20 protein-coding genes are annotated in these 26677 nt (G+C 63.8%); 9 read left to right on the top strand and 11 right to left on the bottom strand.

All coding sequences use genetic code 11. From position 1 onward, the window contains the following. Positions 1–238: 238 nt before the first annotated feature. A complete protein-coding gene (locus tag SO156_RS27200) occupies positions 239–580 on the top strand; it encodes a hypothetical protein (RefSeq protein ID WP_458150387.1) in 342 nt (113 codons plus the stop codon). On the opposite strand, the gene SO156_RS27195 is transcribed toward SO156_RS27200, so the two are convergent. Next, positions 554–4657 (bottom strand): bifunctional diguanylate cyclase/phosphodiesterase, encoded by a 4104-nt coding sequence (locus SO156_RS27195; RefSeq protein ID WP_498536907.1) that lies wholly within the window; start codon positions 4655–4657, stop codon positions 554–556. The two genes, SO156_RS27200 and SO156_RS27195, sit on opposite strands and share 27 nt — an antisense overlap. A gap of 306 nt (positions 4658–4963) precedes the next feature. Between SO156_RS27195 and SO156_RS27190 the strand changes: the two genes are divergently transcribed. Further along, positions 4964–6016 carry an Ldh family oxidoreductase gene (locus SO156_RS27190; RefSeq protein WP_458150385.1) on the top strand — a complete coding sequence of 351 codons (1053 nt, stop codon included), beginning with the start codon at positions 4964–4966 and terminating at the stop codon, positions 6014–6016. Between the two features lie 21 nt (positions 6017–6037). After that, positions 6038–7405 (top strand): LLM class flavin-dependent oxidoreductase, encoded by a 1368-nt coding sequence (locus SO156_RS27185; RefSeq protein ID WP_498536906.1) that lies wholly within the window; start codon positions 6038–6040, stop codon positions 7403–7405. 114 nt (positions 7406–7519) lie between these two features. On the opposite strand, the gene SO156_RS27180 is transcribed toward SO156_RS27185, so the two are convergent. Then, on the bottom strand, positions 7520–7975 hold the full coding sequence (locus SO156_RS27180) for an Lrp/AsnC family transcriptional regulator (RefSeq protein WP_458150383.1): 456 nt from the start codon (positions 7973–7975) through the stop codon (positions 7520–7522). Positions 7976–8130: 155 nt separating this feature from the next. Between SO156_RS27180 and SO156_RS27175 the strand changes: the two genes are divergently transcribed. Together SO156_RS27175 and iaaH are read left to right on the top strand one after the other, a co-directional pair. Next, positions 8131–11562 carry an indolepyruvate ferredoxin oxidoreductase family protein gene (locus tag SO156_RS27175; RefSeq protein ID WP_498536905.1) on the top strand — a complete coding sequence of 1144 codons (3432 nt, stop codon included), beginning with the start codon at positions 8131–8133 and terminating at the stop codon, positions 11560–11562. A 172-nt stretch (positions 11563–11734) separates the two neighbouring features. Beyond that, positions 11735–13162, top strand: coding sequence for an indoleacetamide hydrolase (gene iaaH, locus SO156_RS27170; RefSeq protein WP_498536944.1), 1428 nt, complete (start codon positions 11735–11737; stop codon positions 13160–13162). Between the two features lie 98 nt (positions 13163–13260). Here iaaH and SO156_RS27165 read toward each other — a convergent pair whose 3' ends face one another. Then, on the bottom strand, positions 13261–13989 hold the full coding sequence (locus SO156_RS27165; RefSeq protein WP_458150381.1) for a helix-turn-helix transcriptional regulator: 729 nt from the start codon (positions 13987–13989) through the stop codon (positions 13261–13263). 59 nt (positions 13990–14048) lie between these two features. Next, a complete protein-coding gene (locus SO156_RS27160) occupies positions 14049–14957 on the bottom strand; it encodes a LysR family transcriptional regulator (protein ID WP_458150380.1) in 909 nt (302 codons plus the stop codon). 140 nt (positions 14958–15097) lie between these two features. On the opposite strand from SO156_RS27160, the gene SO156_RS27155 reads away from it, so the two are divergent. The 3 genes from SO156_RS27155 to SO156_RS27145 all read left to right on the top strand — a co-directional run bounded on the left by SO156_RS27155 (position 15098) and on the right by SO156_RS27145 (position 18462). Further along, entirely contained in the window at positions 15098–16249 is a 1152-nt protein-coding gene (locus SO156_RS27155) for an HlyD family secretion protein (protein WP_498536904.1), read from the top strand. 114 nt (positions 16250–16363) lie between these two features. Next, the gene (locus SO156_RS27150; protein WP_498536903.1) at positions 16364–17980 is read left to right on the top strand and encodes an MDR family MFS transporter; all 1617 of its coding nucleotides are present in this window, start codon (positions 16364–16366) and stop codon (positions 17978–17980) included. A 20-nt stretch (positions 17981–18000) separates the two neighbouring features. After that, the gene (locus SO156_RS27145) at positions 18001–18462 is read left to right on the top strand and encodes a carboxymuconolactone decarboxylase family protein (RefSeq protein WP_458150377.1); all 462 of its coding nucleotides are present in this window, start codon (positions 18001–18003) and stop codon (positions 18460–18462) included. A 315-nt stretch (positions 18463–18777) separates the two neighbouring features. Here the strand turns inward: SO156_RS27145 and SO156_RS27140 are convergent, their stop codons facing one another. From SO156_RS27140 to SO156_RS27115, 6 genes are all read right to left on the bottom strand, one after another. Further along, positions 18778–19638 carry a D-amino-acid transaminase gene (locus tag SO156_RS27140; protein ID WP_498536902.1) on the bottom strand — a complete coding sequence of 287 codons (861 nt, stop codon included), beginning with the start codon at positions 19636–19638 and terminating at the stop codon, positions 18778–18780. Between the two features lie 170 nt (positions 19639–19808). Further along, the gene (locus tag SO156_RS27135; RefSeq protein ID WP_458150375.1) at positions 19809–20540 is read right to left on the bottom strand and encodes an amino acid ABC transporter ATP-binding protein; all 732 of its coding nucleotides are present in this window, start codon (positions 20538–20540) and stop codon (positions 19809–19811) included. Positions 20541–20548: 8 nt separating this feature from the next. Then, on the bottom strand, positions 20549–21241 hold the full coding sequence (locus tag SO156_RS27130; protein ID WP_458150374.1) for an amino acid ABC transporter permease: 693 nt from the start codon (positions 21239–21241) through the stop codon (positions 20549–20551). Between the two features lie 2 nt (positions 21242–21243). After that, complete coding sequence (locus tag SO156_RS27125) at positions 21244–21975, bottom strand: amino acid ABC transporter permease (RefSeq protein ID WP_458150373.1); 732 nt, start codon at positions 21973–21975, stop codon at positions 21244–21246. 286 nt (positions 21976–22261) lie between these two features. Beyond that, entirely contained in the window at positions 22262–23173 is a 912-nt protein-coding gene (locus tag SO156_RS27120; protein ID WP_498536901.1) for an amino acid ABC transporter substrate-binding protein, read from the bottom strand. An 81-nt stretch (positions 23174–23254) separates the two neighbouring features. Beyond that, a complete protein-coding gene (locus tag SO156_RS27115; RefSeq protein ID WP_498536900.1) occupies positions 23255–24640 on the bottom strand; it encodes a M20 family metallopeptidase in 1386 nt (461 codons plus the stop codon). A 177-nt stretch (positions 24641–24817) separates the two neighbouring features. Between SO156_RS27115 and SO156_RS27110 the strand changes: the two genes are divergently transcribed. Then, positions 24818–26197 (top strand): LLM class flavin-dependent oxidoreductase, encoded by a 1380-nt coding sequence (locus SO156_RS27110; protein ID WP_498536899.1) that lies wholly within the window; start codon positions 24818–24820, stop codon positions 26195–26197. A gap of 149 nt (positions 26198–26346) precedes the next feature. Here SO156_RS27110 and SO156_RS27105 read toward each other — a convergent pair. After that, the coding region (locus SO156_RS27105; RefSeq protein ID WP_498536898.1) for an integrase core domain-containing protein at positions 26347–26677 on the bottom strand (331 nt) is incomplete at its 5' end.

Below are 26677 nucleotides of genomic sequence, written 5' to 3'. Positions count from 1 at the left end.
GCGTCAGGCATCCGCGGACCCCGCGCCTTGCCGGGCGGGAGCCTTGACGGCTAGAACATAGCAACGCGGTCGGCGCCGGCAAAAAGCCCGGTCGCCAGTTGCCCGTGGCCGACGATGAGGTCGGCTTGAATGGCTCGCGAAGATTTGCGCGAGCGGATTTTCTCACCGCGTCAAGGCCGTCACCGTGTCCTTAACTGATCGGCCTGTTTTCAGGCGCGGCACAGGGAGCACCGAAGCAATGCATCAGGCTCAACGCCTGGAGTTCGAGCGCGTGATGGACGAGTTCGCCCGCTGGCACGCCGTGCCCGAGCACGAGCGCTCGCCCGCGCCGGCGTGGTGGTGGGGGCCCGCCATGGCGGTGTTCGACGACCATGAGCCGATGAGCAGCGCGTTGTGTTGCGAGCTTGGCTTGAACGAAAGCGCGAGCTTCGCCGAAGGCGCGCGCACGATCCTTGCACTGTTCGTCGAGCAGACGTCTCTGACGGGGCCACAGGATTTTCCAAGCAAGTCCGAGGGTGACGATCACGCCACTCGCGAGTTGCACCCGCTGCCGTCAGACGACAGCGCGTTTCAGCCGTGACGTGGTCTCCGCCTCGCTGCCTGCGTCCTGCTCGGGCTGGAGTGGTGGCGCCATAGGTCGCAACAGCTCGGCCATCTGCCGCGCCGGCAGCGGCTTGGCGATCAGGAAGCCCTGCATCTCGTCGCAGCCATGAGTTCGCAGGAACGTCTCCTGCTCGGCATTCTCGACCCCCTCGGCGACCACCGTCATGCCGAGCGCCTTGCCCATGCTGATGATCGCCTGCGCGATCGCCTGGTCCTCGCTGTCATGCGACAGATCGCGCACGAAGGAGCGGTCGATCTTGATGGTGTCGATCGGAAAATGCTTCATCAGCGACATCGACGAATAGCCGGTGCCGAAGTCGTCGATCGCGAGGCGAATACCGCGGCTCTGGATGGCGTCGAGCACCTTCAACGCGCGCCCGACGTTGCGCATCATCATGCTCTCGGTGACTTCGAGCTGGAGCAGCACGGGCGACATGCCGCTCGCCGCGAGCGCCTCGTCGACATCTTGCAACAGGTGCTCGTCGGCGAACTGCCGCGGCGACAGGTTGACCGCCATCGACAGCGGCAAGAGGCCGCGGCGCTGCCAGGCCATGGCCTGCGCACAGGCCTCCTTCAGCACCCAACGGCCGATCGGAACGATCAGGCCGGTCTCCTCGGCGAGCGGGATGAACTGCGCCGGCGATATGCTGCCGAGCTCGGGATGCGTCCAACGGAGCAGCGCCTCGACGCCGGTGATCTGGCCGGTCTCCATGTCCACCTTGGGCTGGTAGTTCAGCGCGAACTGCTCGCGCTCCAGCGCCCGCCGCAGCGCGCTTTCCAGCGACAGCCGCTCGATCGACTGCGTCTTCACCTCCTTGGAGAAGAAGCGGTAACCGTTCTTGCCGTCTTCCTTGGCGAGGTACATCGCCATGTCCGCATTCTTGGTCAGCGTCTGCGCGTCGGCGCCGTTGGCCGGATACATCGCGATGCCGATCGAGGCCGTGGTGTGGCACTCGTGACCGGCAAGCTCCATCGGCTGCGCGAGTGCCGTCAGGAGCCCGGTTGCGATGCGCTGCACGTCATCGATCTCACCGCATTGGTCGAGAATGACCACGAATTCGTCGCCGCCGAGCCGCGCCATCACGTCGCTCGTCCGCAGCGCGCGGCGCAGCCGAGCGGCGACCTCGAGCAGGAGCAAGTCGCCAGCTTCATGGCCGAGCGAGTCGTTGATGACCTTGAACCGGTCCAGGTCGATGAACAACAGGGCAAAGCGGTGGTCGTGACGCTGCGCCGTGTCGATAGCCGCACGCAAGAGGGCGTTGAACGTCTCGCGATTCGGCAGGTTGGTCAGGCTGTCATGGGACGCCAGATATTCGATGCGCTCGTCGGCCTTGTTCTTCTCGTCGGCACGGTCGAAATTCTCCATCGCGAAGGAGACGTTGTCGGCGAGGCGCTGGAGCAGCTCGACGAACTCGCCGGTGAACGCCGCGTGCTCGGTTGACATGTAAATCATGACGCCAACGGCCTGATCGTGTGCGATCAGCGGGAATGCGGCGCCCGACCGCGCCCGGTCGTTGCGAACGATGGCATGGAACGCGGCGACCCGGTTGTCGTTCAGATAGTCGTTGCTGATGCAGGGCTGCCGGGTGCGGAACGCCGTACCACTCATGCCACGCCCTTCGGGACGCGCGGGGTCGATGGACAGCCTGACGTTCCGCGTCGTCTCGGAGGATGGGCCGGCAGTAGCCACAATCTCGAGCTGGTCGCTGTCGGGACTGGCAAGCGCGATGGTCGTCGAGGTGAACTTGCCGCCGAGCACCGCCGCTTGGCACACCAGCTCGTACAATTCGGCACGGGACTTCGCCCGCATGATCGCTTCATTGGTCGCGCTCAGCGCCGCGAACATGAGCGTCAGGCGCTCCTTCTGCTCCTCCGTACGAGCCTTCTCTTCGGCGCGGTCGAAATTGTCGAGTGCGAAGGAGACGTTTTCCGCGAGCCGCTCCAGCAGCTCCACGAGGTCGGGCGTAAAGGTGCCTTCCTCGGGCGCAAGGAACAGCAGGATGCCGATCGGCTCCCGACCCGCGCGCAGCAGCGGGAAGCTCGCTGCCGCGTGGGTGCCGTCCTCGTTCGCCTTGGTGCGCCAATGCTCGGAGCGCGGATCGTTCAGATAGTCGTTCATCACGCAGGGTCGTCGGGTCCGCACCGACGTGCCGATCAGGCCTCTTCCTTCGGGATGATCGGCGGAGATGACGCAGGTGCGACCGAGCATCCTCTCGTGCTTGCGCCCCTTGGCCGCGACGACTCGGAGAACTTCATGCTTGGCATCCATGAGACCGATGGTGGTCGAGGCGAACATCCCGCCGAGGACGGCGGCCTGGCAGGCCACCTCGAACAGCTCCTCGCGCGTCTTGGCGCGCATGATGGCTTCATTGGTCGCGCAAAGCGCCTGGAACATGCCGCTCAGCCTGTCGCGCTGCCTGTCGGCACGCGCCTTCTCCTCCGCGCGATCGAAGTTCTCGAGCGCAAAGGCGACGTTGGCCTGCAACCGCCGGAGCAACTCGACGAACTCCGGAGTGAATGTGTCGCGCTCCACGGCATTGAAGAGGAAGACACCTTCGACCCGACCGCCGTTGAACAGCGGCAAGGCCGCTGAAGAATGTATGCCGGCGCGACGCGCGCTTTCGTGCCATGGCTTGATGCGCTCGTCGGCCAGGAGGTCGTTGCTGATATAGGTCTGGCGAGTCCGGAAGGCGGTTCCGGTCAACCCTCGTCCCTCCGGCACCGCGTCGGTGAGGGAGAACGTGTAGTTGCGCAAGTCTTCCGCATGCGGCCCGTAGCTCGACGCGACACGGAGCAATTCGGCCTCAAGATCGGCCACAAAGATCGTGGTCGATGCGAATTTTGCACTTTGTACCGTGGCCTCGCAGACCAGATCGAACAGTTCGGCGCGCGATCGCGCGCGCAGAATCGCCTCATTGGTGGCGCTGAGCGCGGCATACATCCGCGCCAGCCGCTCCTCCTCGGCGGCGATCCGTGCCTTCTCCTCGTCGCGCGCGAAGTTGTCGAGCGCGAAGGAGACGTTCTCCGCCATGCGCAGCAGCAAGCCGACGATCTCCTGGTCCTTTGCCCAGGACCGGCTGATGAAGAACAGCAGCACGCCGACGCCGTCGCCGCACTTGATCAGCGGCGCGGCCACGCAAGCCGCGACGCCGGTATCGACGTTGACCTGCTCCCAGGGCGTTCCCTTGGTGCGACTGGCGAGGTCGTCCTCGACGATCGGCTCCTGCGTGCGGAACACCTGGCCGGAAATGCCGCGGCCGAACCGATTGTCCGGATCGATCGAGTAGCGCGCCTGGGTGACGAGGTCGAGATTTTCGCCCGTTCCCGCCACCGGCTTCAACCAGTGTGAATTCGGCTCGCGGAGCAGGACGATGGTTGCAATCGACTTGGCGCTGTGCACGGAGGCGTCGCAGACGAGCTGATACAGCTCGAGCTCGGTCTTGGCGCGCAAAATAGCTTCGTTGGTCGCGCTGATGGCGCTGAACATGCGGTTCAGCCGCCGCATCGCCTTTTCGCCGCGGACGCGGGCCGTTTCGCGCTCGAGATTTTCGAGCGCATAGGAGATGTTGGACGACATGCGCGTGAACAGAGAGACCATCTGCTCGTCGAGCGATCCGGCCTCGGTGCGCGTGGCGAACAGTACGCCGATGCTCTTCCCATTGCATATCAGTGGCAGGGCCGCAGCCGCACCGACACCGGCCTTGATGGCGCCTTCGCGCCACGCCAACGAACGCGGATCGTTCAGGAAATCGTTGCTGATGCACAGCCGCTGCGTGCGGAACGCCTCACCGCCGACGCCTGATCCTTCCGGTGTGCCTTCCTCGATGGTGATATTGATGGACCGCAGCCGGGGAACATCCTCGCCGCAGCCCGCCGCGAAGCGCAGCCGCCGGCCATCCGGCTCGACCAGGAACACCGAGACCGCCAAAAAGTCCCCGCTCGAAAACCCGGCGTCGCAGACCTTCTGGTACAGCTCGTCCGGCGATTTCGCATACAGGATGGCTTCGTTGATGGCACTCAACGCTGCAAATGTGCGCGCGAGGGTCGTCTGCAAGGTCTCAACTCCCGGGGCATTCCTGCCGTTTTTCCCGGGACTTTATCGGCGACGACCGCCTAAGTGGTCGTTATTGCCCCCTGCAAACCCGCAATCAAAGTGAATGGGCTGCGAACGAGTGGTGCAAAACTGTTCGCAGAACTACGGTGGACGCGGCTTTTCGCGCCAGCAGCGGCATCCGCGCACGGCTCCTTTACCAATATGCAGCCCTGATTTGGTTTACGGGAGATTGATATCACGCCTGCGCTTTGAGACGATGGCCCTCAACAATCCAGCCCGCCAACGGGCGGGCATCGAGGGAACGCCATGCCGATCGTCAAGGCCGACCGCCTCACGCGCGTCAGTGCCGCGCTGCTTCGGGCTGCGGGCGCATCCGTCGAGGAAGCCGATGCGGTTGCGACTGGCTGCGTCAACGCCAATCTCGCCGGCCATGACTCCCACGGCGTGATCGCGATCCCGACCTATATCGACCGCATCAAGGCCGGCCACATCGTGCCCGGTGCTCAATGGACGATCGTGCAGGAATCGCCAACCACGACGGTCATCGACGGCCATTGGGGCTTCGGTTTCCACGTCAACGCCAAGGCGATGATGCTGACGATCGCGAAGGCGAAGACCGCAAGCGTCGCCGCCTGCACCGTGTTCCGGCAGAGCCATGTCGGCCGGCTCGCGGCATATCCGCTGATGGCGATGCGCGAAGGCATGATCGGAATTGCGACGGCGGATTCCGGCCGCTCGCCAAAACATGTGGCGCCGTTCGGCGGCCGCGAGGCACGGCTCGGCACCAACCCGATCGCAATCGCGGTGCCGTCCGATCTCGAGGCCCCGTTTTATCTGGACATGGCGACCTCGGCGGTCGCCGCGGGCAAAATCCAGCTAGCGGTCGCGCGCGGCGAAGAGATTCCGTTGGGGTGGATCATCGATGCCGAAGGGCGGCACACCACCGACCCCACGCAATATCGCAAGGGCGGCGCACTGCTGCCGCTCGGCTGCACCGAGGGCTACAAGGGCAGTGGCCTCGCGGCCATGGTCGAGGTGCTGTGCGGCCTGCTCACCGGTCTCGGCTTCGGTGTCGAGCCGACCGGCCGTCACAATGACGGATGCTTCATGGCGGTGTTCAACGTCGCCGCGTTCCGCCCCCTGAAGGATTTCAAGCGCGAGGTCGCCGAGTTCGCGCGTTACCTGAAGTCGACGCCGCCGTCGGAAGGAAGCCGCGGGGTGTTCTATCCCGGCGAGGTCGAGCATCTGCGGGAAATCGAGCGATTGCGCGACGGCATCGCGGTCGAGGACGCGACCTGGGAGAAGCTGCGCGCGCTGGCGCGCGGCTACAAGCTCGACACCGAGCTCGACCTCGCCTGACGAAAAACGGAGAGAAGCGGCATGACGCGGCAGATGGTACTGGTCGGCTTCCTTCAGGCGCAGAACTGCACCAATCTGCCGAGCTCGTGGCGGCATCCGGACTCGCGCGATGATTCGATGTCGGCGGACTACTACCAGGAGATCGCGCGCATTCTCGAAGTCGGCAAGTTCCACATGGCGTTCTTCGACGACCGCCTGGCGATGCCGGACCGCTACGGCAACGATCACGCGCACACCGTCGAATATGGCATCCGCTGCGTCAAGATGGATCCACTGATCGTGCTGACCACCATGGGCATGGTCACCGACAGGCTCGGGCTCGGCGCGACCTGCTCGACTACGTATTACGAGCCGTTCGACGTCGCGCGCCGCTTTGCCACCCTCGACCTGATGTCGGGTGGGCGCGCGGGCTGGAACGTCGTCACCTCGCTCAATGACGGCGAGGCGCTCAACATGGGCAGGGACTCCCATCCCGAACATGACGCTCGCTACGACCGCGCCGACGAATTCATGGAGGTCGTGCTTGGCCATTGGGACACCTGGGAAGACGGCGCGCTGATCGTGGACAAGACGAGCGGCCGCTTCGCTGATCCGAGCAAAGTGAAGCGTCTCGATCACAAGGGGCCATTCTACAAATCGCGCGGGCCGTTCACCGTGCCGCGCTCGGACCAGGGCCATCCCGTCATCATCCAGGCCGGCGCCTCCGGCCGCGGGCAGCGCTTTGCGGGACGCTGGGGCGAAGTGGTCTTCACTGCTGCGCGGAATCTTGCGGGCGCCAAGGAGGGCTACGCCGCCGTGCGCAATGAGGCTGCCAAGGCCGGACGCGACCCCGATGCGATGTTCCTCTGCAACCTGACCACGCCGGTCTGCGCCGCGACCAAGACGGAAGCGGAAGACAGGATGGCGCTGATCAACACGCTGCCGCTCCAGATCGACGCGCTGTCGCTGCTCGCCGAAGCCCTCAACTATGATTTCGCCTCGAAGGGACTCGATGAGCCGCTCACGACCGACGAGCTGAAGAGCATGCAGGGCATCCTCGGCATCCGCGACGGCGTACTGAAGCTGTCGGGCAAGAGCAATCCGACCGCGCGTGATTTCGTCACCTTCTCCGGACGCGGCGGAGTACAGGATGCAATGGTCGGCGGACCGAAGGAGATCGCCGACAGATTCGAGGAGATGTTCATCGAGCGAGGCTGCGACGGCTTTGTCATCGCTGCGACCTACGTTCCGGGCTCCTATGCCGACTTCGTCCGCCACGTCGTGCCGGAGCTACAGCGGCGCGGGCTGTTCCAGAAGGATTATCGCGGCAAGACGCTGCGGGACAATCTCGGGCTGAAGCGGCCGGCCGCCGGCGCGTGGAAGACACAGCCGCGCGTGGCCGCGGAATAGATATCGTAGGGTGGGCAAAGCGAAGCGTGCCCACCACTTTTCGCAATCGTGGAGAGATGGTGGGCACGGCGCAAGAGCGCCTTTGCCCACCCTACGACCCGACGACACCGCATATCAAAACGGCAGCGCCACGCCCGTCTTGATCTCCTTCAGGATCACGTTGCTTCGGACGTAGCGGATGCCGGGAATCCGGAACATGAATTCATCGAGAAATTTGTTGTAGGCCGCCATGTCCTGCACCACGACGCGCAGGTGATAGTCGGCATCGCCCGTGGTCGCAAAGCACTCCAGCACCTCGCGACGTTTCGTTACGCGCGAGACGAACTCGTCGACGAATTTTGCATCATGCCGCTCCAGCGAGACATGGAGGACCGCGGACATTGCAAACCCTGCCCGCTCGCGCGCGACCAGCGCCGCATAGCCCTGGATGATTCCGGTCTCCTCCAGCGCGCGCACCCGGCGCCAGCATGCCGAGGTCGACATGCCGACCTCCTCGGCAAGCTGCTGGTTGGTGGCGCGACCATCCTTCTGGAGATGAGCGAGAATCCGCGCGTCCTGTTCTTCGATCATGGAAGCACCTCAATCCGGATAATTCTACCACACCGAAGATAATATCGCAAAAATGTACCAAATATCGCCTCCATTCGGGATGGATAGGTAAGACCTACCAGCCATCAGGGACTAACCTTTCGCCTATCCGGCAGGGACGCCGCGCGAGGTCCACCATGGACGCCATTTCATCACTCGATGCTTACGAGCTCTCCGACCGCTACGAGCGCGAGGATGGCAGGGTCTTCCTCACGGGCACGCAAGCGATCGTCCGCATCGCGCTTGACCAGGCCCGGCGCGATCGCGCCGCGGGGCTGAGCACCGCTGGCTTCATCTCCGGCTATCGCGGCTCGCCGCTCGGCGGCGTCGACCTCGAGCTGTGGCGTATCAAGGATCGCCTGACCAGAGATCGCATCGAGTTTCTGCCCGCGGTGAACGAAGATCTCGCTGCGACCGCCGTGCTCGGCTCCCAGCAGGTCGAGACGCAAGCCGACCGCGAGGTGCAGGGTGTGTTCGGGCTCTGGTACGGCAAGGGCCCCGGCGTCGACCGCTCCGGCGATGCGCTCAAGCACGGCAACGCCTACGGCTCCTCGCCGCATGGCGGCGTGCTCGTGATCGCTGGCGACGACCATGGCTGCGTCTCCTCCTCGATGCCGCACCAGTCCGACGTCGCCTTCATGAGCTGGTTCATGCCGACGCTGCATCCGGCAAGCGTCAGCGAGTATCTGGAGTTCGGCGAATATGGCTACGCACTGAGCCGCTTCTCCGGCATGTGGGTCGGCTTCAAGGCGATCTCGGAGATCGTGGAATCAGGCGCCTCCGTCGCATTGCGTCCGCCGCGCGACTTCCGTACGCCCGACTTCACGCCGCCGCCGGGCGGCCTGCACTATCGCTGGCCGGATCTGCCGGGTCCGCAGATCGAGGAACGGCTGGAGGCGAAGAAGCATGCGGTCTACGCCTTCGCCAAGGCCAACCCGATCGACCGGCACATCTACGACATCCCGCACGCGACCTATGGCATCGTCACCACCGGCAAGGCGCATCTCGACCTGATGGAGGCACTGCGGCTGATGGGCCTTGATGAAGCGGCCTGCCGCAGCATCGGCATCGACATCTACAAGGTCGGCATGGTCTGGCCGCTGGCGCTGCACGACGCGATGGAGTTCGTGAAGGGCAAGCGCGAGATCCTGGTGGTCGAGGAAAAGCGCGGCATCATCGAAAGCCAGTTCAAGGAGTATTTTTACGACTTTCCCGGCGCAAAGCCGGAGCGCATGGTCGGCAAGCATGACGAACAAGGGACGCGGCTGATCTCCTGGATCGGGGAATTGTCGCCCCGCGCGCTCGCAGGCGTCTTGGCACGACGGCTCGACCCGATGTTTCCGGGGTTGAACCTCGCCGCGCGTGCGGCCGCGCTGTCGCCGGAGGCTGAGCGCGTGATCACCGTCAGCGGCGCGACGCGCACGCCCTATTTCTGCTCAGGCTGCCCACACAACACGTCAACCAAAGTCCCCGAAGGCTCCAAGGCGCTCGCCGGTATCGGCTGCCATTTCATGGCGAGCTGGATGGACCGCGAGACCTCGTCGCTGATCCAGATGGGCGGCGAAGGCGTGAACTGGGCTGCGTCGTCAAGATTCACCGGCCACAAGCACGTGTTCCAGAATCTCGGAGAAGGCACCTATTACCACTCGGGCTCGATGGCGATCCGGCAGGCGATCGCCGCGAAGGCCAACATCACCTACAAGATCCTGTTCAACGACGCGGTGGCGATGACGGGCGGCCAGCCGGTCGACGGCCCCGTCAGCGTGCACGCGATCGCGCACAGCGTTCGCGCCGAGGGCGTTTCGCGCATCGCGCTGGTGTCGGACAATCCCGCGCAGTTCTCGCCCACAGATCTGCCTGGTGGCGTAAGCATCCATCCGCGCGAGGAGATGGACGCCGTGCAACGCGAGTTGCGCGGAGTCCCTGGGGTCTCCGTGCTGATCTATCAGCAGACCTGTGCCACCGAGAAGCGCCGCCGGCGCAAGCGCGGTCAGATGGGAGATCCGAAGCGCTTTGCCTACATCAACGATCTCGTCTGCGAAGGTTGTGGCGACTGCTCGGTCGAGTCCAACTGCCTGAGCGTCGAGCCGAAGGAAACGCCGTTCGGCCGCAAGCGCCAGATCAACCTGTCGGCCTGCAACAAGGACTTTTCCTGCCTCAACGGCTTCTGCCCGAGTTTCGTGACGGTCGAAGGCGCCACGCGACGGAAGAGGACGGCGAGCGACGTCGATGCCGTGGGTCGCGCCGCCTCGCTCCCCCTGCCCGCGCCCGCGTCGCTCGACCGACCCTACGATCTCCTGGTGACCGGCGTCGGCGGCACCGGCGTGATCACCGTCGGCGCGCTGATCGGCATGGCCGCGCATCTCGAACGCCACGGCGTCTCGGTGCTGGATTTTACCGGCTTTGCGCAGAAATTCGGACCCGTGCTGAGCTACATCCGTCTTGCCGCGAGCCCGGAGGCGCTGCATCAGGTGCGCATCGATCAGGGCGCAGCAGATGCGCTGATCGGCTGCGATCTCGTCGTCAGCTCTTCGCCTAAAGCCTCCGGCACCTACCACCGCGGCACGCGTGCCGCGATCAACACGGCGGAGATGCCGACCGGCGACGTCGTGCGCTTCCGCGACGCCGATCTCGCCTCGCCCGCCCGCCTGCGCGCGATCCGCCGGGTCGTCGGTGACGGCAATCTCGATACAATCGACGCAAACGCACTGGCCGAACACCTGCTCGGCGATGCCGTCTACGCCAACATCATCATGCTCGGCTTTGCCTGGCAGCGCGGCCTCGTGCCGGTCTCGCTTCAGGCTTTGCTCCGCGCGATCGAGCTCAACGGCGTCGCGGTCGAGCGCAACAAGCAGGCTTTGGCCTGGGGCCGGATCGCCGCGGCCGATCCGGATTCTCTCCCCAAGCCGGAGGGCTCTCCCGTCGCCGAGACGCTCGAACAAATCATCGACCGTCGTGCCGAATTCCTGGCTGCATATCAGGACGCAGCCTATGCGGCGCGCTTTCGGGCGATGGTCGCGAAGGTGCGCAGCGCCGAGAGTAAATTCGGTAGCGAGGCGCTGACCGATGCGGTCGCGCGCTCCCTGTTCAAGCTGATGGCCTACAAGGACGAATACGAGGTGGCACGCCTGCATATGCAGACCGGCTTTCTCGACACGCTGAAGCGCGAGTTCGACGGCGATTTCAGGGTCAACTATCATCTGGCGCCGCCCTTCCTCCCCTCAAAGCGCGACGCGCGCGGCCGGCCGCGCAAGCGCGTCTTCGGGCAGTGGATCCAGATGCCACTCTCCCTGCTCGCTCGGCTGAAGGGCCTGCGCGGCACGCCTTTTGATCCGTTTGGCCATACCTCCGAGCGGCGCGCAGAGCGCGAGCTGATCACCTGGTACGAGGGATTGATTGACATGATGCTCGGCCGGCTCGACACCGCGCATCTGCCTGATCTCGTGACCATCGCCAAGGCGCCGATGGACATCCGCGGCTACGGGCCGGTGAAGGATGCCGCGATCACGAAGGTCAAGGCCGAGGTCGTATCCTTGCTGGCGCGGCCGGCAGCTGCCCAGGCAGCCTGAGGAGGCTCCGCGTCCACGAAAATGAGGACAGGCACCGTCCTCCGCCTGAGGTAAGCTCCGGTGGTCACGGGGGAGCCTCATGGAACGCAGAACCGTTTCGCTGAATTCAGCTATCGCAAGCCTCATCCTGTCTGCCGCCGCGCTGCCGGCGCCCGCGCTCGCGCAACAGGCGATCGACCTCGACCAGCTGACGATGACCCGGGCCGCGGCCGACATCTGCGCAGGCAAGGTCACGAGCAAGGCGCTGACATCGGCAACGTTGGCCCGCGCCAAGGCCAATCCCAATCTCAACGCCTTCATCACGCTGGACGAGGCCGGCGCCATGAAGGCTGCCGAGGCCTTCGATGCGCGGCGCAGGAAGCGCCCGTGCCAGCCGCTTGGCGGTGTGCCCGTCGTGATCAAGGACAATATCGAGGTCGCCGGGCTGCCCACCAGCGCGGGAACGCCGGCGCTGAAGGGCTTCGTTCCGAAGAACGATGCTCCCGTCGCGGCGAAGTTGCGCGCAGCCGGCGCCATCATCATCGGCAAGACCAACATGCACGAGCTGGCCTTCGGCATCTCCGGATACAATGCGGGCTTCAAGACCGGCGCCGAGCCCGGCGTCCGCAACGCCTATGACACCAGCAAGATCGCCGGCGGCTCGTCGTCCGGAACGGCCGCCGCGATCGGCGCGCGGATCGTGACCGCGGGCCTTGGCACCGATACTGGCGGATCAGTTCGAATCCCCTGCGCGCTCAACGGCTGCGCATCGCTGCGACCGACCGTCGGCCGCTATCCGCAAGGCGGCATCGCGCCGATCTCCCACACCCGCGACACCGCGGGCCCGATGGCGGCAACAATGACGGACGTCGCGGCGCTCGACCGCATCATCGCCGGCGGCGGTGCGATCGTCCCCGCCGATCTGAAGCAGGTGCGCATCGGCGTTGCGAAGATCATGCAGGCCAATCTCGACGGCGATACGGATGGCGCCTTCAAGGCGGCGATCGACAAGCTCAGATCGCAGGGTGTCACCGTGGTCGATGTCGAGATGCCAGAGCTCGCCGAGCTCAACGGCAAAGTGAGTTTCCCCGTGGCCATCTATGAGGCCAATGAAGACATGGTCGCCTATCTCAAGCACACTGGCACCGGCATCACCATCGAAGCGCTGGCCAAAGACATTGCAAGTCCCGATGTAAAAGGCACCTACGATGGCCTGGTGATCCCGCACAAATTGCCTGGTCCCGACAACACCGTCGTCGACGGCAAGCCGGTCTACGACGCGGCGATCAAAACGGCTCGTCCGTCGCTTCAGGCGCTCTATCGCGACACGTTCGCCAAGAACAAGCTCGATGCCATCGCGTTTCCGACCACGCCGAAGGTCGCGCTCGCCGCAAATCCCGATTCCAGCAGCCTGCCGAATTTCCTGCTGTTCATCCAGAACACCGACCCCGGCAGCAATGCCGGTGTCCCCGGCATCCAGATCCCGGTCGCGCTGGGCGCGTCGAGCAAGCTCCCTGTCGGTCTCGAGCTCGATGGACCCGCCGGAAGCGACCGCCGGCTGCTCGCGATTGGAATGGCAATGGACAAGGTGTTTGGACGCCTGCCGGCGCCCACGCACTAAAGCATGATCCGGAAAAGTGTGAAGCGGTTTTCCGAAAAGATCATGCTCAAACAACAACGTAAAGCGCGATGACGATTCATCCTAAACCTCATCGCGCTTTAGTGCCTCGACAATAGACCGGCGACGCCGCTGCGCCGGCGTACGCCGAGCTTGTCGAAGATGCGCTTCAGATAGGTGCGCACCGTCGATACCTCGACTTGAAGGCGGTGCGCGATCTCCTTGTCGCTGAGATCATCCGCGATCATGCGCGCGATCTCGAACTCGCGGACCGAGAGCTTGAGAACCGGTGAGACACCGGCCACCGCGGCGTCGCCGTTTGCACGGACGAGCGCTCCGGTGAATGCCGGCTCGATCAGCCGCAGCAATTCCAGCGCATGCGCGTCGAAATTGTCGCGCTGGCGGCAGCGCCAGATCCTGACATCGCCGATGTTGCGATCGCCGACAAAGCTGTAGGCGTTGACGCCCCAATGCAGCCCGTCGCGTGCGAGGAAGTCATTGAAGAACTCCGTCCGCATCAGATCGCGCTGCGGCATGACTTGCGTCACCAGCGTCGCTTCACGGCGTGCCTGGAGCTTGAAGGTGATGGGATCGTGGTACTGGTAATAGGCGTCGTAGTTCGCGAGGTTCTTCGGATCCATGTGCAGGAATACGGCCTTGCCGAACGTCTTCGTCGCGTCCTCCCAGACGAAAGACGCGTAGTAATCCGCCTGCAGCAATTCGAGCAGGTGATGTCCGACCGCTTCACGGACGTCTCGCTCCCCCATGTCCTCGGACAGCAGCCCGAAGATGCGCGCAAGAACCCGGCTCTCGGTGGCGGTAACGTACATGGCGTCACCAGTCTAACGGCCAAACCCGAGCAGGGGAACCGGCATCATGATCCCTCGCGTCAGGCGTAGGGATTGATCAGCTTCTGCTGCTCGGCGCTGTGGTGCACGAGCATGTCGATGAAGGTCCGCACCTTCGCCGACAGATGATGGCGATGCGGATAGACCGCATTCATCGACAGCTCGACCGGACGATATTCCGGCAGCAGGCGGACCAGGCGTCCGGCTTCGAGATCGTCGTGCACCAAAAACCCCGCCGCAAGGCAAACGCCGGCGCCTTGCAGCGCGACGGTGCGCAAGGCCTCACCGCTGTTGGTCATGAGAGTGCCGGATACGCGGACCGATGCAGGGTTGCCCTTGCGATCGAGGAAGCGCCACTCCTCGAAAGGATAGTTCAAATGGCGCACGCAATTGTGCTCCGCAAGCTCCTCGAGCTGCTGCACGCGCCCGCGCGCCTCGATATAGGCGTGTGAGCAGCACAGCACGTGCCGCCAGGTCGCAAGGCTTCGCACGATCAGGCTCGAATCCGGCGGCGATGTCATTCGGAGCGCAAGGTCGAACCCCTCAGCGACCAGATCGACGTTGCTCTCGCCCATGCGCAAGTCGACCTTCACCTCCGGATAGGCGGACAGGAATTCGGCCACCACCGGCGCGACGAACGGTACCATGTGGGTGGCGATATGGATGCGCAGCGTGCCGCGCGGTGTCGATTGCAGCGCGCCAGCGATGTCGTCGGCCTGCTCGAGGTCGGCGAGGATCTGCGTCGAGCGGTCGTAATAGGCCTGGCCGATTTCGGTCAGGCTCACCTTCCGCGTCGTGCGGTTGAGGAGGCGCACGCCGAGCCGGTCCTCCAGCGCCTGGACGTGATTGCTCACCATGGTCGTCGACATGTTGAGGCGGCGGGCGGCGGCGGAGAATCCGCCATTTTCGACCACCCGGACGAAGGCCGTGAGGCTGGTGAAGCGGTCCATGATCGAGGCTCCGATTATCCGCTGTCGCTGGATAATGCTTCCAGTTCTTCTGGGATTATCACAACGGGCGGGACAGCGCATCTTACCGTCACGAGCGGCGTCCTTTCAGACGGGGACGCTTGGAGATGCCGGAGAGCGCCATGTCGAACGCTACTTATGTCACTGAACCAACTACAAAAATCGGCCTGCGCCCGTCGCGGCAGGCGATCAAGCGGGTGGCCATCGCACTCGCACTGGGGCTGGGCGTCGCCGCGGCGACCGATTTTGGCTACGACTACCTGACGACCGGGCGCTATCTCGAATCCACCGATGACGCCTATGTGAAGGCGGACTCCACGATCATCGCGCCAAAGGTCTCCGGCTACATCGCCCAGGTGCTGGTCGGCGACAATGAGAAGGTCAAAGCGGGTCAGGTGCTGGCGCGGATCGACGACCGCGATTTCAGGGCGGCGCTCGACCAGGCCCGCGCCGACGTTGCCGGCGGCGAAGCGTCGGTCCGCAATCTCGATGCGCAGATCGCGCTGCAGCAGCCGATCATCGAACAGAGCACCGCCGACGTCGCCGCGGCCGAGGCCAACCTGAAATTCGCGCAGGAGGAGCGTGCGCGCTACGACGAGCTGATGAAGTCGGGCTCCGGCACGATCCAGCGCGCACAGCAGACCGACGCCGCGCTCCGCGCCAGCGACGCGCAATTGCAGCACGCAAAATCGGGCCTGATGGCCGCACAACGCAAGGTCGACGTGCTCACCACCGAGCGCGCCAGGGCCGTCGCGCAGCTCGAGCGCGCACGCGCGATCGCGGAGCAGGCCTCGCTCAATCTTTCCTACACCGAGATCACCGCGCCGGTGGACGGCACGGTCGGTGCCCGTTCGTTGCGGGTCGGCCAGCTCGTGCAGGCCGGAACGCAATTGATGGCGGTGGTCCCGCTAGATGCGGTCTATATCGTCGCCAACTTCAAGGAGACACAGCTCACCCATGTGCGCGCCGGCCAGCCGGTGGAAATGCGCATCGACAGTTTCCGCAATCAGACGCTGCACGGCCATGTCGACAGCCTGTCGCCGGCGAGCGGGCTTGAATTCGCGCTGCTGCCGCCGGACAACGCCACCGGCAACTTCACCAAGATCGTGCAGCGCGTGCCGGTGAAGATCGTGCTCGACGACCACAACCTGAGCGGCCTGTTACGCCCTGGCATGTCGGCGGTTCCGACCGTCAACACCAAGCAGGCGGTGCTGGCCGAGCGTGACATCGGCAAGCGCGTCGCCGACAGCGCGGCGCGCGCGAACGGCGGATGAGGCCGCCGGTTCGCCCGATTATCAAGCTCCGCCGGACGATCCTTCCAAAACTTCCGCGATTATCGAAATCATTCGCCTAATGCATCCTGTCTCTAGAAACGAGACGAGGCTTCCATGAGCACGCTCCAACCCGCCCTCAACGCCACATCCGCCGCAACCATTCCAGCTCCGGCTGCGCCCACCACGCCCGCGGTCTCCGCAAAAACCTGGATCGCCGTGATCGGCGCAACGCTCGGCGCCTTCATGGCGGTGCTGAACATCCAGATCGTCAACGCCTCACTGGCCGACATTCAGGGCGCGATCGGCGCCGGCATCGACGATGGCGGCTGGATCTCGACCTCTTACCTGATCGCGGAGATCGTGGTGATCCCGCTTTCGGGATGGCTTGCCCAGGTGTTCTCGATCCGCATTTATCTCCTGACCAACGCGATCCTGTTCCTGGTTCTCTCTGCGGCCTGTGCACTGGCGCAGGACCTGCCGCAGATGATCGCGCTGCGCGCCGTGCAAGGCTTTACCGGCGGCGTGCTGATCCCGATGGCCTTCACGCTCATCATCACACTGCTGCCGCGCGGAAAGCAGCCTGTGGGCCTTGCGCTGTTCGCGCTGTCGGCGACCTTTGCGCCGGCAATCGGCCCGACCATCGGCGGCTATCTCACCGAAAATCTCGGCTGGCAGTACATCTTCTACGTCAATCTGGTGCCGGGCGCGATCATGGTCGGCATGCTCTGGTACGCGCTGGAACCGAGGCTCATGAAGCTTGCCCTACTGCGCGACGGCGACTGGGCCGGCATCATCACCATGGCGATCGGCCTCGCCGCGCTTCAGACCGTGCTGGAGGAAGGCAACAAGGACGACTGGTTCGGCTCGCCCTTCATCGTCAAGCTCTCCGTCATCGCTGCCGTTGCGCTGACCGCGTTCCTGATCATCGAGCTGAGCGTCGACAAGCCGCTTCTGAACTTGCGCCTCCTGGTCCGTCGCAATTTCGGCTTCGCGATACTGGCGAACTTCCTGCTCGGCATCGCGCTCTACGGTTCCGTGTTCATCCTGCCGCAATATTTGGCACGCATCCAGGGCTACAATGCCGAGCAGATCGGCATGGTGCTGGCCTGGACCGGGCTGCCGCAGCTTCTCTTCATTCCGCTGGTGCCGCGTCTGATGCAGCGCTTCGATCCGCGGATCGTAATCGGCGTCGGCTTCGTTCTGTTCGCGGCCTCCAACTTCATGAACATCTACATGACCAGCGACTACGCCGCCGACCAGCTCTTGTGGCCCAATGTTGTCCGCGCGATCGGCCAGGCACTGGTCCTGACGCCGCTGTCGGCAGTTGCAACATCAGGCATCGAGCCGGAGAATGCAGGCTCGGCCTCCGGCCTGTTCAACATGATGCGCAATCTCGGCGGCGCTGTCGGCATCGCGTTGTTGCAGACCGTGCTGACCAAGCGCGAGCAATATCACTCCAACGTACTGATGCAGTCCGTGTCAGTGTTCGAGCAGGCGACCCGCACGCGGCTGGAACAACTGACCCAGTACTTCGTCAATCACGGCGTCGTCGACCGCACCGATGCGGCGCACCGCGCCTATGTCGCAATCGGCCATATCGTGCAGAAGCAGGCCTTCATCCTCGCCTTCAGCGACACCTTCTATCTGCTCGGCGCGGCGCTGATCGTCGCGTTGATCGCGTCCCTCTTCCTGAAGAAGCCCGGCCACGTTTCGGCGGGCGGAGCCCACTGACCAAACCAAGGAGAACGACCATGAAGCCCCGCATGAATTTCTTCCAGGCCGCGCCCGACACGATCAAGGCCCTGAACGCGTTGGAGACCCAGATCCAGTCGACGGGCCTGGAGAAATCGTTGATCGAGATCGTCAAGATCCGCGCCTCCCAAATCAATGGCTGCGCCTTTTGCATCAACATGCACACCGAGGACGCGCGCAAGCGCGGCGAGACCGAGCAGCGCATCTATCTGCTCAACGCCTGGCGCGAATCCCCGCTCTACACCGATCGGGAACGCGCAGCACTGGCCTGGACGGAGTCGGTGACGCTGATTTCGGAAACGCACGCGCCCGACGACGTCTACGAGCAGGTCCGTGCGCAATTCTCCGAGGAGGAGACGGTGAACCTGACCATGCTGATCGCGACCATCAATGCCTGGAACCGGATCGCGATCTCGTTCCGTTCGGTTCATCCCGTGAAGGTGAAGGCGTCGGTAGCGTGAGGCATTCTCCGCTGTCATGCCCCGCGAAGGCGGGGCATCCAGTATTCCAGAGGCTTCGAGATTCACAACGACTGCCGCGGCGTACTGGATCGCCCGGTCAAACCGGGCGATTTCGGCGGAGTGTGCGACACAGGCCTCATGCCACGGCTTGCAGCAATGCACAGCGGCGTGAGGGGCGGGACGCCCCTCACGGGCAAATCTCGTAGGGTGGGCAAAGCGAAGCGTGCCCACCTCTTTTTTTCGGCAAACGCGAGAGAAGACGTGGGCACGGCGCAAGCGCGCCTTTGCCCACCCTGCGATAGCTGAGTACGAGGCTTAAACTCCCGTCGCCTTGGCAAACTCCACATAGATCTCGCGCAGCCGCGTTGCCATCGGGCCGGGCTTACCGCTCCCGACCTGCTTGCCGTCGATCGCGACCACCGGCTGCACGAACGAGGATGCGCTGGTGATGAAGGCCTCCTTGGCGGCGAGCGCCTCAGTGACCGTGAAAGCGCGCTCCTCGACGCGGAGCTGGCGCTCTTCGGCGAGCGCCAGCACGGCCTTGCGGGTGCAGCCCGGCAGGATGGCATTCGAATTCTGGCGCGTCACGATGACGTCGTCCTGGGTCAGGATGAACGCCGATGACGAGCCGCCCTCGGTGACAAAACCGTCCTCGAGCATCCAGGCTTCGCCTGCGCCGGCTTCGGCTGCGGCCTGCTTTGCCAGGACCTGCGCAAGCAGCGCCACGCTCTTGATGTCGCGCCGTTCCCAGCGGATGTCGGGCACCGTGATGACGTTGATGCCGGTCTTGGCCGAGGTCGCGTTGATGATGTCCTTCTCGGACGTGAACATGACCAGCGTCGGCTTGACGTCGCCCGTGGGGAAAGCGAAGTCGCGTCCCGTGTCGGCGCCGCGCGTCACTTCGAGATAGACGAGACCATTGGCGAGCTTGTTGCGCGCGATGAGCTCCTTCTGCAGCTCGGTGATGCGCTCGACCGTCTCCGGCAGCTTCAGCTTGATCTCGCCGACGGAGCGCTCGAGGCGCGCCAGGTGCGAGGCATTGTCGACCAGCTTGCCGTCGAGCACGGCCGAAACCTCGTAGATGCCGTCGGCGAACAGGAAGCCGCGATCGAGGACCGAGACTTTGGCTTCCGAAAGCGGGACGAAAGAGCCGTTGACGTAGGCGATCGAGTCCAAGGCAGGTCTCCTGTCGGGAATGCGGGAATTGCCTGCTCGTATACGAAATTCGTGGGCGGCGATAAACCCCACTCCCCGTCATTCCGGGGCATTCGCGCAGCGAATGAACCCGGAATCTCGAGATTCCGGGTTCGATGCTTCGCATCGCCCCGGAATGACGGTGGGGAGAGTTAATGCGACAGAATCTTCGACAAGAACTTCTGCGCGCGGTCGCTTCTGGGCTTGCCGAAGAAATCATCCTTCGGAGCATCCTCGACGATCTCGCCGCGGTCCATGAAGATCACGCGGTTGGCGACCTTGCGGGCAAAGCCCATTTCGTGAGTGACGACCATCATGGTCATGCCTTCGCGGGCGAGGTCGACCATGACGTCCAGCACCTCGCTGATCATCTCGGGGTCGAGGGCGGAGGTCGGCTCGTCGAACAGCATGGCGATGGGATCCATCGCCAGTGCACGCGCGATGGCGACGCGCTGCTGCTGGCCGCCGGAGAGCTGCGCCGGAAACTTCTGCGCCTGCTCCTTCAACCCGACGCGCTCCAGAAGCTGCATGCCCTTGGCCATCGACTTGTCGTGAGCCCGCCGCAGCACCTTCTCCTGCGCGAGGCAGAGATTGTCGATGATCTTGAGATGCGGGAACAGCTCGAAGTGCTGGAACACCATGCCGACGCGCGAGCGGAGCTTTGGCAGATCGGTTCTGGGATCGTTGACCTTGGTGCCGTCGACGGTGATATCGCCCTTCTGGAAGGGCTCCAGCGCATTGACGCATTTGATCAGGGTGGACTTGCCCGAGCCCGAAGGGCCGCAGACGACCACCACCTCGCCCTTGGCGACGTTGGTGGTGCAATCCTTCAGCACCTGGAACGAGGCGGTGTACCATTTGTCGACGTGACTGATCTCGATCATGAGGGGCTCTAGCGGATGATGGCGATGCGCGACTGCAGGCGGCGAACGCCGAAGGACGCGATGCAGGAAATGGTGAAGTAGACGACGGCGGCGAATAGGTACATCTCGACGAGACGCCCGTCGCGTTGCGCGACCTTGCTCGCCGCGCCGAGGAAATCCGTGATTGAGAGCACGTAAACCAGCGAGGTGTCCTGGAACAGCACGATGGTTTGCGTGATCAGCACGGGCAGCATGTTGCGAAACGCCTGCGGCAGGACGACGTAGCGCATGGTCTGCGCGTAGGTCAGGCCGAGCGCGTTCGCCGCGGCCGGCTGCCCGCGTGAGATCGACTGGATGCCGGCGCGCATGATCTCGGAGAAATAGGCCGCCTCGAACATGATGAAGGTGATGAGCGAGGAGGCGAACGCGCCGACCTTGATCGGCCGCGGCGCACCGGTCAGCCACTGCCCGATATAGGGCACCAGGAAGTAGAACCAGAAGATGACGAGCACCAGCGGCAGCGAGCGCATGAAGTCGACATAGAGACCGGCGATGCGGCCGAGCAGCTTGTAGCCGGAGAGCCGCATCAATGCGATCGCCGTACCGAAAATCAGGCCGCCGAGCGCGGCGAGCGCCGTGAGCATCAGCGTGAACGTCATGCCCTCGTAGAACAGATAGGGCAGTGCACGGCGGATAACGTCGAAATCGAAATTGCCGAGCATCGCTATTTCCCCGTGATGTAGCCGGGGATCGCGACCCAGCGCTCGAGGAAACGCATTGCGGTCACGACGACGGCGTTGACGAGGAGATAGAGAACGGTCGCCGCGGTGAATGCCTCGAACACCTGGAACGAGAATTCCTGCATCGAGCGCGCCTGTCCGGTCAGTTCCAGCAGGCCGATGGTGATGGCCACCGCGGTATTCTTGATGGTGTTGAGAAACTCGGAGGTCAGCGGCGGCAGGATGATGCGGAACGCCATCGGCAGCAGCACGTAGCGATAGCCTTGCACGGTGGTCAGGCCGAGTGCGGTCGCCGCCATCTTCTGCCCGCGCGGCAGCGAGCCGATGCCGGCCTGCAATTGCACGGCGACGCGCGCCGACATGAACAGGCCGACGCCGATCGACGCCGTCCAGAACGGCGCGTTCGGCAATTGCTTCAGCCACAGGCCGGCGGCCTTCGGCAGCATTTCCGGCAGCACGAAGAACCACAGGAAGAGCTGCACCAGCAGAGGCATGTTGCGGAAGAACTCGACCCAGCAAAAGCCGAACCAGTAGGCTGCCTTGGACGGCAGCGTGCGCATCACGCCGACGATCGAGCCGGTGATCAGCGCGATGATCCAGGCCAGCACCGCGGTCTCGAGCGTCAGCACCAGTCCCGACAACAGCATGTCGAGATACGTGCCTGTACCCATCGGGTTCGGCTGGAAGAAAATTCCCCAGTTCCAGTTGTAGTTCACGAGTCCCCCGCGCGAACATGTCGATTATACCTACCAACTTCCGTGCACATCTTAGACCATTCTCCTCCAGAATGATCGAAAGTGCCCCTCATCCTGAGGAGCGGCGGCTTCGCCGCGTCTCGAAGGATGAAGGCCACGGTCCGGGCCTTCATGGTTCGAGACGCTGCTTGCGCAGCTCCTCACCATGAGGATCGAGAGCCTCTCCCCTGGTGAGGGAAGAGGCGAAATGTGCTGCACCGCTCATGCAATGATTGGACCATCGCACAACCGGCAGTAACGGATCAGCTTACTTATAATCGTCCGGATTCGGCGAGTCCGACGGCTTGGCGAACTCGTGCTTCAACTCGTCCGAGATCGGCGTGTTGAGGTTGAGATCCTTCGGCGGGATCTTCTGCATGAACCACTTGTCGTAGATCTTCTGGCCCTCGCCGGAGGTGTAGAGCGCGGCAGTCGCCGCATCGACCACCTTCTTGAAGGCGGCGTCGTCCTTGCGCAGCATGATGCCATAGGGCTCGGGCTTGGAGAACGCATCCTTGGAGATCACGTAGTCGGACGGGCTCTTCGAGCCGGCAACGAGGCTCGCAAGCAGGATGTCATCCATCACGAAGGCGACGGCGCGATCGGTCTCCACCATCAGGAAGGCTTCGGCGTGATCCTTGGCCGGAATGATGTTGGCGCCGAGCTTCTTCTCGACGTTGGCTTCGGTGAGCTGCTTGATGTTAGTGGTGCCGGCGGTCGAGACCACCGTCTTGCCCTTCAGGTCATCGATCGACTTGAGGCCGCTCGATTTCTTGAACACGTAGCGGCTCGCGGTCAGGAAGTGGGTGTTGGTGAAGGCGACCTGCTTCTGCCGTTCGGCATTGTTGGTGGTCGAGCCGCATTCGAGGTCGATGGTGCCATTGGCCATCAGCGGGATGCGGGTGGCCGAGGTCACCGGGTTGAGCTTGACCTCGAGCTTGTCGAGCTTGAGCTCCTTCTTCACGGCGTCGACGATCTTGTAGCAGATGTCCATCGCGAACCCGACGGGCTTCTGGTTGTCGTCGAGATAGGAGAACGGGATCGAAGAGTCGCGGAAGCCGAGCGTGATCGCGCCGGTATCCTTGATGTTCTTGAGCGTGCCGGTCAGCTCCTCGGCACTGGCCTGGCTCACGACCATGGTGGCGGCGAGCGCGAGGCCGAAGTTACGGAAATATTTCACTTTTTTCTCCCGTTGCGGAATGGCGGCCGGATGCTTGCATAAATCGGGCCGGATTAGAATGTGACTTTCGGAGCCCTTCACCTAGCCGAGCGGACGGGGTAGCTCCCCAAGGTCCCAGAACAGGCCGGCCATGACAGTCAGCGCTTCTTCGGTCAATGGCAGCAGGATGTGCTCGTTTGGCGCATGCTGGGAGCAGCCGGGATAGGAATGCGGCACCCAGATCGTCGGCAGGCCCAAAACCTCGGAGAACACGTCGTTCGGCAATGAGCCGCCGAAATTTGGCAGGATCGCGGGCGCCTTGCCGGTGGTCGCTTGCACGGAGTCCGCGGCCCATTTGATCCAGGGGCTGTCGAAATCGGTCCGTGAAGCGGCAAAGCTTTGCGCCGCCCGCACCTCGACCATCGGAAATCCCCTTGCGACGAGATGCGCGCGGATGGCGTCGATCATACCGTCAATCTTCGTGCCGACCACAAAGCGCAGTTGCAGCACCGCGTTGGCATGGCCGGGGATCGCGTTCGCCGGCTTCTCGATATTGCCCGACGACATGGCCAGCACTTCCAGCGTGTTCCAGGCGTAGAGCCGTTCGGCGGCGGACAATCCGTCCTCGCCCCAGTTCTCCGCAAGCGCCGGCTCGTCCTCGGTCGGTTCGACCTTTACGTCCGCAAGGAAGCTGCGGATCAGGTTGGTCAGCCGCGGCGGCTTCAAGGCGTCTAGCTGGAGGCGGCCATGGCCGTCGACCAGCGTCGAAATCGCGTTCACCAGAATGGTCGCGGGGTTGGCGAGCACACCGCCCCAATTGCCGGAATGATGTCCGCCGTCGCGTAAGTTGACGTCGAGATGGATGCGAATGCCGCCGCGACAGCCGAGGAACAGCGTCGGGCGATCGGCCGAGAGGCGCGGCCCGTCGGAGGCCATGAACAGATCAGCCTTCAGCGTCTCGCGATTGAGATCGCAGACCTTGCCGAGATCGGGCGAGCCGATCTCCTCGCCCATCTCGACGATGAATTTGGCGTTGAACCCGAGCTTGCCGCCGCGCGCCGCGCGCACCGCGCGAAGCGCGGCCATGTTGATGCTGTGCTGGCCCTTGTTGTCGGCGGTGCCGCGGCCATAAACGCGATTGCCCGATGTCGTCGTGCGCCAGGGATCGCGATTGTCGCGCCACTCGCCCTCCATGCCGTCGACGACGTCGCCATGGCCATAGATCAGAACAGTCGGCGCGGACGCGCTCTCGACATGCTCGGCAATCAGGAACGGCGCCTTGCCGCTCGGCGATTCCACCAGGCGGCTCTCGAAGTCGAGCGCGGCAAAGGCGGGCTGCATCTCCTGTTCCAGATAGGCACGCAGCTCGGCGCCGCGCGAGGAATTCTGGCTCTCGGTACGATAGGCGACGCGGCGGTCGAGCTCCGCGAGGAACGCGCCGGATGAAAAATCATCGCGGGCGCGGGCGATGGCGTCAGCTCTGGTCATTTCGTTCTTTTTCAAGCCTGGATTTGGAACAAGCGTAGCGGGATACGCCGTCTTTCGGAAGTAGCAGGGTTAGCAATTGACTCTTGCCAAGGGCAGGCCGAATGCAAGAACTTGGCCAACTGCCGGGGACCGATAGCATCGAGACGAGCCCGGGGATAGTGGCGCCGAGGGACAAGCATGGCAAAAGAAATCCGGCTCAACGCATTCGCGATGAATTGCGTCGCGCATCAATCGCCGGGCCTGTGGACCCATCCGCGCGATCGCACAGCCGAATATAATCGCCTGCCCTACTGGATCGATCTGGCGAAGGCGCTGGAGCGCGGCCGCTTCGACGGATTGTTCCTGGCCGACGTGCTCGGCGTCTATGACGTCTTTGGCAACAGCCCCGATGCCGCGTTGCGCAATGCAGCGCAGACGCCATCGAACGAGCCGCTGCTGCTGCTTTCGGCGATGGCCGCGGTGACGCAGAATCTCGGTTTTGGCGTCACCTCCAACCTCTCCTACGAGCCGCCCTACCCGTTCGCGCGACGGATGTCGACGCTCGATCATCTGACCGAAGGGCGGATCGGCTGGAACGTCGTCACCGGTTATCTCGACAGCGCCGCGCGGGGCGCCGGCAAGGACAAGCAGACCGCGCATGACGATCGCTACGACATTGCCGACGAATATATGGAGGTCGTCTACAAGCTCTGGGAAGGAAGCTGGGAGGATAACGCCGTGCTGCGCGATCGCGCGCGTGGCATCTTCACCGATCCGGCAAAGGTTCATCGCATCACGCATGAGGGCCGGAATTTCCGGCTCAACAACACGATTCATCTGAGCGAGCCGTCGCCGCAACGCACGCCCGTGCTGTATCAGGCCGGCACCTCGCCGCGCGGCCGGCAGTTCGCGGCCCAGCACGCCGAATGCGTGTTCATGTCGGGACCGTCGGCGAAGGTGATCGCGCCGCGCGTAGCCGCGATCCGCCAGACGGCGGCCGAGCTCGGGCGCAACCCGGCCGAAATTTTGATGTTCTCGATGATGACGCTGATCCTCGGGCGGACGGAGGCGGAGGCAAAGCAGAAATACGCCGACTACCGCCGCCACATCAGCCCCGAAGGCGCGCTGGCGCTGATGTCGGGATGGACCGGCGTCGATTTCTCCGGCTACGAGCTCGATCAGCAGGTTCGCCACGTGCAGAACGATGCCGGCCGCAGCGCCATGGACAACGTCACCCGCGCCGATCCCGACCGCGTCTGGACCGTGCGCGACGTCATCGAACATGTCGGCATCGGCGGCGCCGGCCCGGTCGTGGTGGGAACGCCGGAGATGGTCGCAGACAAGATCGAGGAATGGTTCGAGGCGACCGACGTCGACGGGCTGAACGTGGCGTTTGCGATCTCGCCCGGCGATTTCGAGGATATCGCCGACATGCTGGTGCCGGAACTGACCCGGCGCGGCCGCTACAAGGCGGACTATGCCAAGGGCACGCTGCGGGAAAAGCTGTTCGGCCAAGGCCGCGCCCGGCTCACCACGCCGCACCCGGCGGCGGGCTATCGGGTGGGAAGAAAAGGCTAGGCCGGCTACTTTGCATGGGGTTGTTTTGCAGATTTTTGTGCACACGACCCCCACATCGTCATTGCGAGCGCAGCGAAGCAATCCAGAATCTCTCCGCGGAAATAGTTGGATTGCTTCGTCGCTTCGCTCCTCGCAATTGTGCAAGTTCACTAATTCGGTGATCGAATGGTTTGGGTCTGGGCCTCGGCAAATCCCTTTGGTGTCTTGCCGCCGAGGGCCTGATGAGGCCTGAAGTTGTTGTAGTAGATCACATACTCGAACAGCTCGTTGGCGAAGTGCTCGAGGTTGTCGAAGGTTGCGCCTTCGATGACGTCGTCGTCGAGCGTTCGCCAGAAGCGTTCCACCTTGCCGTTGGTTTGAGGCCGATAGGGCCTGGTGTAGCGATGCTTGATGCCGAGCTCGATCAGCATGGCCTCGAAGGGGTGCTCTTCAGGAGAGTTGCGGGAGGCGAACTCCGCCCCGTTGTCGGACAGGATCTCG

The sequence above is a fragment of the Bradyrhizobium sp. UFLA05-125 genome, assembly GCF_059803515.1.
Note: the sequence above shows the minus strand (reverse complement) of the source record. Positions and strands in the feature narration are given on the sequence as shown.

Coding starts and splice junctions, on each gene's coding strand:
- SO156_RS27155 (WP_498536904.1), top strand. CDS start 15,098: ATGTCGAACGCTACTTATGTCACTGAACCAACTACAAAAATCGGCCTG.
- SO156_RS27145 (WP_458150377.1), top strand. CDS start 18,001: ATGAAGCCCCGCATGAATTTCTTCCAGGCCGCGCCCGACACGATCAAG.
- SO156_RS27115 (WP_498536900.1), bottom strand. CDS start 24,640: ATGACCAGAGCTGACGCCATCGCCCGCGCCCGCGATGATTTTTCATCC.
- SO156_RS27165 (WP_458150381.1), bottom strand. CDS start 13,989: ATGTACGTTACCGCCACCGAGAGCCGGGTTCTTGCGCGCATCTTCGGG.
- SO156_RS27180 (WP_458150383.1), bottom strand. CDS start 7,975: ATGATCGAAGAACAGGACGCGCGGATTCTCGCTCATCTCCAGAAGGAT.
- SO156_RS27160 (WP_458150380.1), bottom strand. CDS start 14,957: ATGGACCGCTTCACCAGCCTCACGGCCTTCGTCCGGGTGGTCGAAAAT.
- SO156_RS27200 (WP_458150387.1), top strand. CDS start 239: ATGCATCAGGCTCAACGCCTGGAGTTCGAGCGCGTGATGGACGAGTTC.
- SO156_RS27110 (WP_498536899.1), top strand. CDS start 24,818: ATGGCAAAAGAAATCCGGCTCAACGCATTCGCGATGAATTGCGTCGCG.
- SO156_RS27185 (WP_498536906.1), top strand. CDS start 6,038: ATGACGCGGCAGATGGTACTGGTCGGCTTCCTTCAGGCGCAGAACTGC.
- SO156_RS27175 (WP_498536905.1), top strand. CDS start 8,131: ATGGACGCCATTTCATCACTCGATGCTTACGAGCTCTCCGACCGCTAC.
- SO156_RS27190 (WP_458150385.1), top strand. CDS start 4,964: ATGCCGATCGTCAAGGCCGACCGCCTCACGCGCGTCAGTGCCGCGCTG.
- SO156_RS27150 (WP_498536903.1), top strand. CDS start 16,364: ATGAGCACGCTCCAACCCGCCCTCAACGCCACATCCGCCGCAACCATT.
- SO156_RS27135 (WP_458150375.1), bottom strand. CDS start 20,540: ATGATCGAGATCAGTCACGTCGACAAATGGTACACCGCCTCGTTCCAG.
- SO156_RS27130 (WP_458150374.1), bottom strand. CDS start 21,241: ATGCTCGGCAATTTCGATTTCGACGTTATCCGCCGTGCACTGCCCTAT.